The 12001-nt window shown below is 62.7% G+C and carries 8 protein-coding genes; 2 read left to right on the forward strand and 6 right to left on the reverse strand.

Annotation, left to right across the window (positions count from 1 at the left end):
- Window positions 1–17: 17 nt before the first annotated feature.
- From CMQ96_RS00655 to nasR, 6 genes are all read right to left on the reverse strand, one after another.
- On the reverse strand, window positions 18–2618 hold the full coding sequence (locus CMQ96_RS00655; protein WP_098065662.1) for a nitrate reductase: 2601 nt from the start codon (window positions 2616–2618) through the stop codon (window positions 18–20).
- Window positions 2618–6688, reverse strand: coding sequence for a nitrite reductase large subunit NirB (nirB, locus tag CMQ96_RS00660; protein WP_098065664.1), 4071 nt, complete (start codon window positions 6686–6688; stop codon window positions 2618–2620). The genes CMQ96_RS00655 and nirB overlap by 1 nt, the downstream gene beginning before the upstream one ends.
- A 9-nt stretch (window positions 6689–6697) precedes the next feature.
- Entirely contained in the window at window positions 6698–7486 is a 789-nt protein-coding gene (locus CMQ96_RS00665; protein ID WP_004133385.1) for an ABC transporter ATP-binding protein, read from the reverse strand.
- Window positions 7487–7496: 10 nt separating this feature from the next.
- A complete protein-coding gene (gene ntrB, locus CMQ96_RS00670) occupies window positions 7497–8381 on the reverse strand; it encodes a nitrate ABC transporter permease (protein ID WP_049088167.1) in 885 nt (294 codons plus the stop codon).
- 1 nt (window position 8382) lies between these two features.
- Window positions 8383–9639, reverse strand: a complete 1257-nt coding sequence (locus CMQ96_RS00675; RefSeq protein ID WP_098065666.1) for a CmpA/NrtA family ABC transporter substrate-binding protein — start codon at window positions 9637–9639, stop codon at window positions 8383–8385.
- A gap of 248 nt (window positions 9640–9887) precedes the next feature.
- Window positions 9888–11078 (reverse strand): nitrate regulatory protein NasR, encoded by a 1191-nt coding sequence (nasR, locus tag CMQ96_RS00680; RefSeq protein WP_004133379.1) that lies wholly within the window; start codon window positions 11076–11078, stop codon window positions 9888–9890.
- Between the two features lie 68 nt (window positions 11079–11146).
- On the opposite strand from nasR, the gene CMQ96_RS00685 reads away from it, so the two are divergent.
- Both CMQ96_RS00685 and CMQ96_RS00690 read left to right on the forward strand, forming a co-directional pair.
- The gene (locus tag CMQ96_RS00685) at window positions 11147–11500 is read left to right on the forward strand and encodes a DsrE/DsrF/TusD sulfur relay family protein (RefSeq protein ID WP_014229754.1); all 354 of its coding nucleotides are present in this window, start codon (window positions 11147–11149) and stop codon (window positions 11498–11500) included.
- A 238-nt stretch (window positions 11501–11738) separates the two neighbouring features.
- Complete coding sequence (locus CMQ96_RS00690; protein WP_002910387.1) at window positions 11739–11981, forward strand: DUF1883 domain-containing protein; 243 nt, start codon at window positions 11739–11741, stop codon at window positions 11979–11981.
- Window positions 11982–12001 lie beyond the last annotated feature (20 nt).

Below are 12001 nucleotides of genomic sequence, written 5' to 3' on the forward strand. Positions count from 1 at the left end.
CAGGAATATGCTGAATCTCAGGCCTGCGCCAGCTTCGCCGCCAGCAGCGCTTTCAGCTCCGGGATGCAGGAGCCGCAGTTGGTGCCGCATTTCAGTTTTCCCCCCAGCGCGCCGGGCGTACGGCAGCCGCCGACAATGGCTTCGCCTATCGCCCGTTCGCCCACGCTAAAGCAGCTGCAGATAATACGCCCGCGCGGCATCTCAACGCCGCCTTTTCTGCCGCTCAATAACGCGTGGCGCCGGGCGGCGTTCTGCGGCGGAACGCGAAACGCGGCGTGAATCCAGTCGGCATCGATAGCCGGCTCGCTGGCGTCGCTCCACCAGCCGAGCATCAGCTCTCCCGCCCGCCACGCCAGCAGGTTCCAGACCTTGCCGCCCTCGGCTACCTGCATCTGCCATCCCTGCCGCTGGCACCACTCCACCAGCCAGTCGCGGGAGCGGGTATCCCCCGCCAGCGAAAGATGGATAATGCCCTGCGCCGCCCGCCGCCGCCAGTGCAGCGAAGCGGGCAGCGGAACCGGCTGGCGCGAAAAAAGCTCGCCTTTCCACGCAGGAAGCCAGGTGGCTATCGCCACCGCCGTCTGTTTACTTTCCGGCTGCCCGGAGTGCGGGTCGGTGACCGCAGCCAGCAGGTTGTTCACCCGTCCCTGACGAGCAAACTGATTATTCCAGTGCATCGGCACAAACAGCGACCCGGGCCGTTGCCCGTCGCCGATCGTCACTTTTGCGACCATCACCCCATTCGGTGAGCGGACCCGCGCCAGTTCACCTTCCAGCAGGTGATAACGCTGCGCGTCCGCCGGCGCGACCTCCACCACCGGCTCGTTAATATGCTGCATCAGACGCGGCACCGCGCCGGTGCGGGTCATGGTGTGCCATTGATCGCGGATCCGCCCGCTGTTGAGGATCAGCGGATAGAACGCATCGGTGGTCGCCCGGGTAGGTTGCGGCGCGACCGGCACCATCCGCAGTTTACCGTCGCGATGCCAGCCCTTATGCACACTCCAGGCTGCTTCGCTGCGGCTCACCGGCCAGCGCACCGGTTCCAGCGCATCCCACGCTTCGCGGCTGAGATCCGCCAGTCCGCCGATATCAAACGCCCGCTGGCCATCGTTTTCATACCCTGAAAGCGCGGCGTGTTCGCTGAACACCTCGTGCGGATGCTGCCAGGCAAAGGCGGAGCCGAAGCCCAGCGCCTCGGCCACGCGGGCGACGATCCACCAGTCGGCCCTGGCCTCTCCCGGCGGCGGCATGAAAGCGCGCTGGCGGGAGATCCGCCGTTCGGAGTTGGTCACCGTGCCGCTCTTCTCTCCCCACGCCAGCGCGGGAAAACGGATATGGGCGAAGCGTCCGGTATCGGTATCAGCGACGACGTCGGAGATGATGACCAGCGGACACCGCGCCAGCGCTTCGCTTACCGCGTGGCTGTCCGGCAGCGACACCACCGGATTGGTGCCCATAATCCATACCGCTTTTACCTCGCCGCGGCCAATGGCGGCGAACAGCTCCACCGCCGTCAGCCCCGGCGTTTGCGCCAGACGTTCGCTGCCCCAGAATCGCGCCAGGCGCCGTAAATCGTCGGGTTCAAAGTTCATATGCGCCGCCAGCATGGTCGCCAGGCCGCCCACCTCGCGCCCGCCCATGGCGTTAGGTTGACCGGTCAGCGAAAACGGCCCGCAGCCCGGACGCCCGTATTTACCGCAGGCCAGGTGTACGTTGATGATAGCGTTGCATTTATCGCTGCCGCTGGCGGATTGGTTGATTCCCATGGTATAGAGCGTGATGGCGCGCGGGGCGGCGATAAATTCGCGGTAGAAATCGGCAATCTGCTGGCGCGGCAGGCCGCAGAACTGCGCCACTTTGTCGAGGTCCCAGTCCTGGGCGATGGTCAGCGCCCGCTGCGCATCGTTAAAATCGTCGCTGATGGCGCCGCTGGCGGCAATGGCGTTCAGCAGGCCGACAAACAGCCCGCCGTCGCTGCCGGGGGCCAGCGCCAGATGCCGGTCGGCGATATCGCAGGTGGCGGTCCGACGCGGATCAATGACCACTACCCGCATCTGCGGATTGTCGCGCTTCGCCTGCGCCAGCCGCTGATAAAGCACCGGATGTGCCCAGGCGGCGTTCGACCCGACCAGCACCACCAGATCGCTGTTTTCCACGTCCTCATAGCTGCACGGCACCACGTCCGCGCCCAGCGCCCGTTTGTAGCCGGTGACCGCTGAAGACATGCACAGCCGCGAATTGGTATCGATATTCGCCGCGCCGATAAACCCCTTCATCAGCTTATTCGCCGCATAATAGTCCTCGGTGAGCAGCTGGCCGGAGGCGTAAAACGCCACCGCCTGCGGCCCGTGCCGATCGATAATCTCCCGCAGGCGCGAACCTGCCAGCGCCAGCGCCTGCGGCCAGGTCGCGCGTTCGCCGTCGACTTCCGGGAATAACATTCGTCCCTCCAGGCCGACGGTTTCGCCCAGCGCCGCTCCTTTAACGCACAGGCGGCCAAAGTTTGCCGGGTGCTGCTCATCGCCGCGCACGCTCACCTGACCGTGAGGCGCCCTACTGGCGATAACCCCGCAGCCAACCCCGCAATAGGGGCACGTGGTTCTGGTTTCCGTCATCAGGAGGCCTCCGCGCGCGCCAGCAGCTGCTGGTTGCCAACCCACACCTTGCCGTTCTCCACTTTGACCGGCCAGGCGCGCACCGCCTGTTCGCCGCCGTCGCACTGGCGGCCATCGCGCAGGCGGATTCGCTGCTTATACAGAGGTGAAATCACGATCGGTTCGCCGCCCGCATCGCCAAGCAGACCGCGCGACAGAACGTTGGCCTCGCTGCCCGGTTCGAGGTTATCGAGGGCATACACCTGGTCGCCAAAGCGGAACAGTGCAATCTGCCGCTCGCCGAGCCGCGCGCCAATCCCCGCCTGCTGCGGAATGGCGTCGAGATCGCAAATGGCCTGCCACGGGCGCGACGGCAGCGCCGGTTCGCCCTGCGCCGCGAAGGGGGCCAGCTGCGGCTGGCCGCGCAGGGTTTGCCGCTGTACGGTTTCGTCCGGCTCATCGCTGTTCACGTAGGAGCGGAACAGCGCCAGCCGCTGCGGATCGTTAAGGGTGGTTTGCCATTCGCACTGGTAGCTCTCGACCACCCGCGCCATCTCCTGCTCCAGCTCTTCGCCGATGCCGAGGCTGTCTTCGAGGATCACCTCGCGCAGATAGTCGACCCCGTCCTCAAGGTTATCCATCCAGGTACTGGTGCGCTGCAGGCGATCGGCGGTACGAATATAGAACATCAGCAGCCGGTCAATACTGCGGATAAGCGTGGCTTCATCAAGATCGCTGGCGAACAGGTCGGCATGGCGCGGCTTCATGCCGCCGTTGCCGCAAACGTACAGGTTCCACCCCTTCTCCGTGGCGATAACCCCAATATCTTTCCCCTGGGCTTCCGCGCATTCGCGGGTACAGCCGGAGACGGCCATTTTAATTTTGTGCGGCGCGCGCAGCCCCTTGTAGCGATGTTCGAGGGTGACCGCCAGGCCGGTGGAGTCCTGGACGCCGTAGCGGCACCAGGTCGAACCGACGCAGGATTTCACCGTCCGCAGGGATTTGCCGTAGGCGTGGCCGGTTTCGAATCCCGCCTCGGCCAGCTCGCGCCAGATTGCCGGGAGCTGTTCCAGGCGCGCGCCGAACAGGTCGATACGCTGGCCGCCGGTCACCTTACTGTACAGTTGATAGCGTTTGGCGATCTGGCCGATCGCAATCAGACCGTCCGGCGTCACCTCTCCCGCCGCCATGCGTGGCACCACCGAATAGGTGCCATCTTTCTGAATATTGGCGAAGTAGCGATCGTTGGTGTCCTGAAGCGGCAGATGCGCCGGCTTCAGCAGATATTCATTCCAGCAGGAGGCCAGTACCGAGGCGACCAGAGGTTTACAGACCTCGCAGCCGTGGCCCTGTCCATAACGGGCAATCAGCTGTTCGAAGGTGCGGATATGGTTGACGCGAACCAGGTGATAGATCTCCTGGCGCGACCACGGAAAGTGCTCGCAGATATCCTTTTTAACTTCGACGCCCTGCTCGGCAAGCTGGTACTCCATCACCTGTTTCACCAGCGCACTACAGCCGCCGCAGCCGGTCGCCGCTTTGGTGCAGCTTTTTATCGCCGCCATGTCGCCCGCGCCGGCGCTCACCGCCTGGCAGATATCGTCTTTGCTGACGTTGTGACAGGAGCAAATCTGCGCGCCGTCCGGCAGCGCCGCGACCCCGAGCGCCTTCGGCGCGCTGCCCTCCAGCGCCGGAAGGATCAGGCTTTCCGGGTGTTTGGGTAAAGCTATCCCGTTAAGCATCATCTGTAGCAGCGTGGCGTAGTCGCCGGCATCCCCGACCAGCACCCCGCCGAGCAGGTTTTTGCCATCCGCGCTGACCACGATTTTTTTGTAGATCTGCTGCGGCCCGTGCGTCCACTGATAGCTCTGACAGCCCGGGGTACGCCCCTGGGCGTCGCCGAACGAGGCGACATCAACGCCCAGCAGCTTCAGCTTAGTGCTCATATCCGCGCCGCTAAAGCTGCCCGCCTCGCCCGCCAGAGTAGCCGCTGCGGCGCGCGCCATCTGATAGCCTGGCGCCACCAGGCCATAAATTTTGTTCTCCCACAGGGCGCATTCGCCGATCGCCAGCACGTCCGGGTCGGAGGTACGGCACTGGTTGTCGATGCAGATCCCGCCGCGTTCACCTACGCTCAGTCCGCCGCTGCGCGCCAGCGCGTCCTGCGGGCGAATACCGGCGGAGAACACCAGCATATCGGTCGCCAGCGAGCTGCCGTCGGCGAAGTTCAGCTGCAGCCCCTGCTCATTGCGAACAATTTCCGTCGTCGCCTTGCTGGTGTGCACTCCGACGCCCAGCTCGCTGATTTTTTCCCGCAGCATCGCCGCGCCGCCGTTGTCCAGCTGCACCGCCATCAGGTTCGGCGCAAACTCGACAACGTGAGTTTCCAGCCCCAGTTGCTTCAACGCATTGGCCGCTTCCAGCCCGAGCAGGCCGCCGCCGATCACCACGCCCCGTCGGGCGGTTGCGGCGCGGGCGGCAATCTGGTCGAGGTCGTCCAGCGTACGGTAAACAAAACAGCCCTCAAGATTATGGCCCGGCACTGGCGGAACAAACGGGTAAGAGCCCGTCGCCAGCACCAGCTTATCCCAGTGGGTTTCGTGACCGAAGGCATCGCGCACCACCCGCGCTTCGCGGTCGATGCTGGCGACCGATTCGCTCAGGCGCAGCTCAATACCGTGCTGAGTGAAAAAATCCCCTTCCACCAGCGACAGCGATTCCGCGCTGCGTCCGGCGAAATATTCCGTCAGATGCACCCGGTCATAGGCGGCATAGCGCTCCTCGCAGAACACCACAATCCGATACTGTTGATGAAGGTCACGGCTGACGCATTGCTCAAGAAAATGGTGGCCGACCATACCGTGTCCGACCAGCACTAATACAGGTTTTGTCATCGTAGTTTGTCCCACAGCGCGCGGCTGCATCGTTGAAGAGGGGTCGAAAAGCCACTCTGCCGGCGCGGGCGCTGACGCCCCCAGCAGAGCGGTGAGGGGCGCGGCGCTGCTGCAATCCCCGAGCAGCAGTACGCCGCGCAGCTTACCGTCGCGCAGCAGCAGGCGACGGTAGTGGCGGTCCAGCGGATCCCAACTGGTATAAACGTCATCCTGCTCATCGGCCCGCAGCTCGCCGGCGCTGAACAGTTCAATGTCGGTGACCTTCAGGCGGGTGCCGCTATCCTGCCAGCGGAAATCTTCGCCAGGGATAGCGCACAGGCGGTCCGCCAGCACCTCCGCCTGGCGCAGGCACGGCGCCACCAGCCCCCAGGTCTGACCGTCGATTTCACAGCATTCGCCGAGGGCGCTGACTCCCGGCTGCGCGGTTGCCAGCCGGCGGTCGACGAGAATTCCGCGACCGCACGCCAGCCCGCTGCGCTCGGCCAGCCGTTTGTTCGGCTGTACGCCGGTCGCCAGTACTACCCGCGAGGCGGCAAACGCGCGGCCGTCCTCCAGCAGCACCTGATGTTCATCAATGGCGGCGATACGGCTCTCCATCACGCAGCCGATCCCGCGCTCGGCGAGCAGCATTTGCAGCTGTTCGCCGACAAAGGCATCAGTCTGCTGCTCCATCAGCCAGCTTCCGCGGTGCAGTAAAGTGACACTGTCACCATGACGACGTAGCGCCGCGGCGGCCTCCACGCCGAGTACGCCGCCGCCGATGACCACCGCCGGGCCGTCGATGGCCAGAATGCCTTCGACGTCCGCCAGGGTGCGGAAAGCAAAAACGTGCGGCAGCGTGATGCCCGGCAGCGGCGGTAGAAACGGCAGCGACCCCGTGGCGAACACCAGTTCATCCCAGCCAAGTTCGCCTGCGGTGGTCTGCAGCGTACGGGCCGCCATATCCACCGCGGTAACCGTTTCACCGGCGCGTACCGTGACGTTATGTTGCGAATACCACTCTGCGGGCAGCAGTCGCGTCGCACCTGCGGTTTTCTCCGCGCCAAGCACCGGCGACAGCTGAATGCGGTTATAGGCCTGGCGCGGTTCATCGCCGATAATGGTGATGCTAAACCGCCGCGCATCCCGCTCCACCAGCGCCTGCGCCAGGCGCGTGGCCGCCATACCGTTGCCGATAATCACCAGTTGCCGCGTCATCGCCGCCCCCTATGCCGCTTTCGGCTGTTTTTCATAGAGGAAGTGCAGGATCTGCTGGCGCAGATGGTGATAGCGGCTGTCGTCCGCCAGCTGCACGCGATTGCGCGGTCGTGGCAGATTGACGTCGAGGATCTCCCCGACCGTCGCCGCCGGTCCGTTGGTCATCATCAGCACCCGGTCGGAAAGCAGCACCGCCTCATCCACATCATGGGTAATCATGACGATGGTGGTATTCAGCGACTGCTGGATCTGCATCACCGCGTCCTGTAAATGCGCCCGCGTCAGGGCATCAAGGGCGCCAAAGGGTTCATCCAGCAGCAGCACTTTCGGTTTCATCGCCAGCGCCCTGGCAATGCCAACGCGCTGCTTCATCCCACCGGAGATCTCCCCCGGACGCTTGTGCAGGGCGTGGCCCATCTGTACCCGCTCGAGGTTGTGCTCAATCCACTCTTTGCGCTCGCCTTTGCTCATGCTGCGACGAAAGACCTGGTCCACCGCCAGCGCCACGTTGTCAAAGCAGGTCAGCCACGGCAGCAGGGAGTGGTTCTGAAACACCACCGCGCGTTCCGGCCCCGGCCCGGCGATTTCGCGGTTGTCGCACAGCAGGCCGCCCTCCGTCGGCAGGGCTATCCCGGCTATCAGATTCAGCAGGGTTGATTTACCGCAGCCGGAGTGGCCGATCAGGCTGATGGTTTCCCCTTCGTAGATGTCGAAGGAGACGTTCTGCAATGCGAGGAATTCGCCGCTGGCGGTGCTAAAACGCTGGCTGACGCCCTGGACCTGAATTAATGGTTTCATCTGCGACTCCTTATTTTTCCTGCCAGCTAAAACGGCGGGCGAGCAGCATCAGCCCCTGTTCCAGCAGCAGACCGACCACGCCGATAATGACGATGGCGATGATGATGTTTTCGACGTTGAGGTTGTTCCACTCGTTCCAGATCCAGAAGCCGATCCCTAAGCCGCCGGTGAGCATTTCGGCGGCGACAATCACCAGCCAGGCGATACCGATGGAGAGACGAACCCCGGTCAGCACCGCCGGCAATACCGCCGGAAAGAGGATCTTGCGCATCACCGTCCATTCGGAAAGCTGCAGCACCCGGGCGACGTTGAGGTAATCCTCAGGAATGCGCCGCACGCCCTCGGCGGTGTTAATCACCATCGGCCAGATCGAGCAGATAAAAATGGTCCAGCTGGAGGCCGGTTCCGCTTTCTGGAACAGCAGCAGGCCAATAGGCAGCCAGGCCAGCGGGCTCACCGGGCGCAGCAGCGCAATCAGCGGGTTAAACATCCGCGCGAAAAACAGCGAGCGGCCAATCAGGAAGCCGAGCGGAATTCCCGCCAGCGCGGCGAGGCCAAACCCCACCGCCACCCGCTGCAATGACGCCAGCACGTTCCAGCCGATGCCCATGTCGTTCGGTCCGTCCTGATAAAACGGGTCGGCGAAAAGGGTCAGCGCCGAATCCAGCGTGGAGAGCGGCGTCGGGAAACCTTTGCTGTTCATCGCCGCCAGCTGCCAGCCCAGCAGCAGCAATCCCAGCCCGAGCAGCGGCGGCAGAAGACGTTGGGTAACATCGCGCAGCCAGCGGCTGAGCGGAGGCGTGGTTTTGCGCACCTGCAGCGGCGGCAGGGTAATAATTTCGCCGGGCGCTTTATCGGCGCTGGCCGGCGGTTGCGGTTTATATGCGTGTTTCATCTCATGCCCCCTTACGTTGAATCGCGAAACTGCGGGAGTAGCCTTCCGGATCGACCCCATTCCAGACCTTGCCATCGATCAGCGTACTGCTGCGCATCGCCTGCGTCGGCGCGCTGATGTCGCCGACCGCCTGGGCGGCCTCTTTCCAGACGTCAATCCGGTTAATGCGCTGGGCCACCGCCAGATAATCCGGCGCCGACTTCAGCAATCCCCAACGGCGGAACTGGGTCAAAAACCACATGCCGTCCGAGAGCCACGGAAAACTCACTTCCCCCTGTTCGTAGAAGCGCATCGGATGCGCGTCCTGCCAGCGGCGGCCGATACCGTTGTCGTATTCGCCGAGCATGCGCCCGGTGAGGTACTGCTCTTTGGTGTTCAGCCACGCGCGTCTGGCAAGGAGGCGCGCCGTTTCGCGGGTGTTGTCGGCGGAGGCTTCAATCCAGCGCTGGGCCTCCATCAGCGCCGCTACCAGCGCGCGCGCGGTGTTGGGATGACGCGTAACCCATTCGCTGCGGGTGCCGAGAATTTTTTCCGGGTGTTCCGGCCAGATATCCTGAGAAGTGGCGGCGGTGAACCCGATACGATCGTTAATGGCGCGCGCGTTCCACGGCTCGCCGACGCAAAAGCCGCTCATGTTGCCGATGCGCATGTTCATCACCATCTGCGGCGGCGGCACGACGACGGTGCGAATATCGGCGAATGGGTTAATTCCGCCGCTCGCCAGCCAGTAGTAAAGCCACATCGCGTGGGTACCGGTGGGAAAGGTGTGGGCGAAGGTGTAGCTGCCCGGCGCGTGCTGGCCGATCCGTTTTTTCAGCCCGCTCAGGTCGGTGACGCCCTGTTCCTGCAGCTCGCTGGAGAGCGTAATCGCCTGGCCGTTGCGGTTAAGGGTCATCAGGTTGGCCATCGCCTGCGGTTTACTGGCGATCCCCAGCTCCAGGCCGTAGAGCATGCCGTACAAAATGTGCGCGGCGTCGAGCTCTCCGGCAACCAGCTTGTCGCGCACCGCGGCCCAGCTGGCCTCTTTGCTCGGCACGAGGGTGATGCCGTACTTTTTATCGAACCCCTTCAGGGAGGCAATGGCTAAGGGAGCGCAGTCGGTTAGCGGAATAAACCCCACCCGCACGGTGGTCTGTTCCGGTTTATCCGACCCAGCCGCCCACGCCGCCTGCATTATGCCGGGGAGCAGCATCGCGCCGCCCAGCGCCGCCCCCGTCTGTAATAAACGTCGCCGTGAAATCGAAAACTTATCGCCCATAACCGCTCCAGAAACGCGCAAAAAAAAAGCGCCCGGCGGTGCTTACGCACCGCTGGACGCCTTTATCCCTGGACATACGCGCCGCCATTGGCGCGCTGCCCAAAACCTTTTATTCACTCATTTTATCTAATGCAAAGCTAATGCCAGTTTTGCCGAAGGCCATTTCACGCGCTTTGGCTCACTACCCGGGCGCGTTTAAAGCGAAAAATGCACCGTCGGCTGGCAATAAATGCCCGCTGATTGTGCATCTACTCCTTTGGGGTTACGCGCCATAGCGCCTTTACCGTCAGCAGCGCGCGGGCTATCTCAACCATGCGCTGATTCTTGTCCATCGCCATTTTACGCAGCGCCTGCCAGGCCTGCTCCTCCTGCATTCCCTGGTAGGTCATCAGCACGCTTTTGGCCTTTTCAATCAGCTTGCGCTCTTCAAGCGCATCTTTTAATGACGCAAGCTGGCCGGAGAGCTGCTGTAGCTCATGGGCCTGCTGGCGCACCAGCGGCAACAGCTGCTTATCCAGCCGCAGGGCTATACTGTCCTCCTGCCAGTCAGCGGGCGGTAGCTGAGCCTCCGGCTCTTCGCCCTCGAGCAGCGCGTCCGCAGCGTTAAGCAGGTCAACGATCAGCAGCTCTTCCACGCCGCGCAGCTGTTCGAGGCGCTGAGTCTGAGCGCAAAACCAGCGCAGCGCCGTTTCTCCCTCGTCCGCCGGCGGCTGACGGGTGCAGGCAACCCGTCGTAGCTGTTCAATCTCCAGGCTGGCCTGGCACTGTTCAGCGAACAGGGCGGTTTGCGGCGGTTGGGCCAGGGCCTGAAAACTGTCGAAACAGGGCTGCTGGCCGTCGATGCGGTCCACCAGCTGCTGACGCAGCTCATCGCTGAACTGCCCGCGGGCAAAGCCCAGCGCGCCCAGCGCGCGCTCCTGTCCGGCCAGCTCTTTTCCCTGCATAAAGCTGTAAAGCGCAACCATGCGGCCGGCGATTTGCGGATCGTCGATGCTGTCGTTGAGCTGCGGTACGATATTCAACAAGTGGCGGATAATGCGGCTAAACTGCCCGGTGGCCTCTTCGGCGGCAATCTCCCGGTCGCGCACGCGTTTACGCAGCGCCGCAAGCTGGGGCAGATACCACACCGCGCAGGCAATGCGCCAGCATAGCGCGCTACTGGCGGCGTCGCGCGCGGGCTCCAGCGCCGCATAAAACCGCGTGAGCTGCTCATCGACCAGCGCCGCGCCCGCCCGGCACTCCGCCGCATACAGTCTGCCGCCCGAGCACAGCCAGATATTTGACGCGCCGCGCTCGCACTGCAGCATATGTACCAACGCGCTTATCTGGCCTGCCAGCGTCCCCTGCTGCGCCAGCTGGTGCAGCTGCTGCTTCTGTAAGCGACGCGCGCGCGCAAACCAGTCGACCACCTCAGGCGTATTGCCCGCCATATTATTCATACCCCTCTCCCGGCTTAACGCTTTATACTTCAGCCAAGCAATAACCGTGCCTTATAGAAGGAGTCCTTATGCAACGTATTGTGATTATCGCGAACGGTGCCGCCTACGGCAGCGAATCCCTGTTTAATAGCCTGCGTCTGGCGATCGCCCTGCGCGAGCAGCAGTCGGACCTCGAACTGAAGCTGTTTTTAATGTCCGATGCGGTGACCGCCGGCCTGCGCGGCCAGAAGCCTGCGGAAGGCTACAACATTCAGCAGATGCTGGAGATCCTCACCGCGCAAAACGTGCCGGTGAAGCTGTGTAAAACCTGCGCCGATGGCCGGGGGATCGGCGCGCTGCCGCTGATTGACGGCGTGGAGATTGGTACCCTCGTCGAGCTGGCGCAGTGGACGCTGGCGGCGGATAAAGTTCTGACCTTCTAAATATCTCCCGTTCAACGGGATTAAATATCAAGCTGGCGGCGTTTGGTGACCGAAAACAATGCCAGCTGAAAGCTTTCAGGAACAACGTCATTTTTGTTTAATCTTTATTCTTTTTTTTGATCAAAATCAGCATCTGCCTCCCTCCCCTTTGGTGTTATGCACAGAGCAAAGTGTGAACAATATCACGCGGGTTAATGGGCTGGCAGGATGCTGTAGACAGAAACGGGGTTAAGATTAAATGGCAATGGTAAAAGCAAGTTTAACGTTGTTTGGCGGTGATACGTTGGTGGTGCGTTGTTCCGAACGCTGCCATATTCACCTGATGAGCGCCAAAGTGCCTGGCGATAGTCATGCGGATATTCTGAGCGTACAGGACAGAGATAGCGCGTATCTGACCGTGCCTTACAGCGGCACCTGGAACGTTCTTATCGACAGCCATAGCCAGTCGCTGGAGCATTCAATAAGCTACGTTCCCGCCTGATAGCAAACGCCCGGGGAAAC

The organism is Klebsiella sp. MBT K-1 (assembly GCF_002556465.1).
Taxonomy (GTDB): domain Bacteria; phylum Pseudomonadota; class Gammaproteobacteria; order Enterobacterales; family Enterobacteriaceae; genus Klebsiella; species Klebsiella grimontii.

Bases quoted from the DNA above. Each gene is read 5' to 3' on its own strand.
- CMQ96_RS00655 (WP_098065662.1), bottom strand. From the start codon at position 2,618: ATGACGGAAACCAGAACCACGTGCCCCTATTGCGGGGTTGGCTGCGGG.
- nirB (WP_098065664.1), bottom strand. From the start codon at position 6,688: ATGACGCGGCAACTGGTGATTATCGGCAACGGTATGGCGGCCACGCGC.
- CMQ96_RS00665 (WP_004133385.1), bottom strand. From the start codon at position 7,486: ATGAAACCATTAATTCAGGTCCAGGGCGTCAGCCAGCGTTTTAGCACC.
- ntrB (WP_049088167.1), bottom strand. From the start codon at position 8,381: ATGAAACACGCATATAAACCGCAACCGCCGGCCAGCGCCGATAAAGCG.
- CMQ96_RS00675 (WP_098065666.1), bottom strand. From the start codon at position 9,639: ATGGGCGATAAGTTTTCGATTTCACGGCGACGTTTATTACAGACGGGG.
- nasR (WP_004133379.1), bottom strand. From the start codon at position 11,078: ATGAATAATATGGCGGGCAATACGCCTGAGGTGGTCGACTGGTTTGCG.
- CMQ96_RS00685 (WP_014229754.1), top strand. From the start codon at position 11,147: ATGCAACGTATTGTGATTATCGCGAACGGTGCCGCCTACGGCAGCGAA.
- CMQ96_RS00690 (WP_002910387.1), top strand. From the start codon at position 11,739: ATGGCAATGGTAAAAGCAAGTTTAACGTTGTTTGGCGGTGATACGTTG.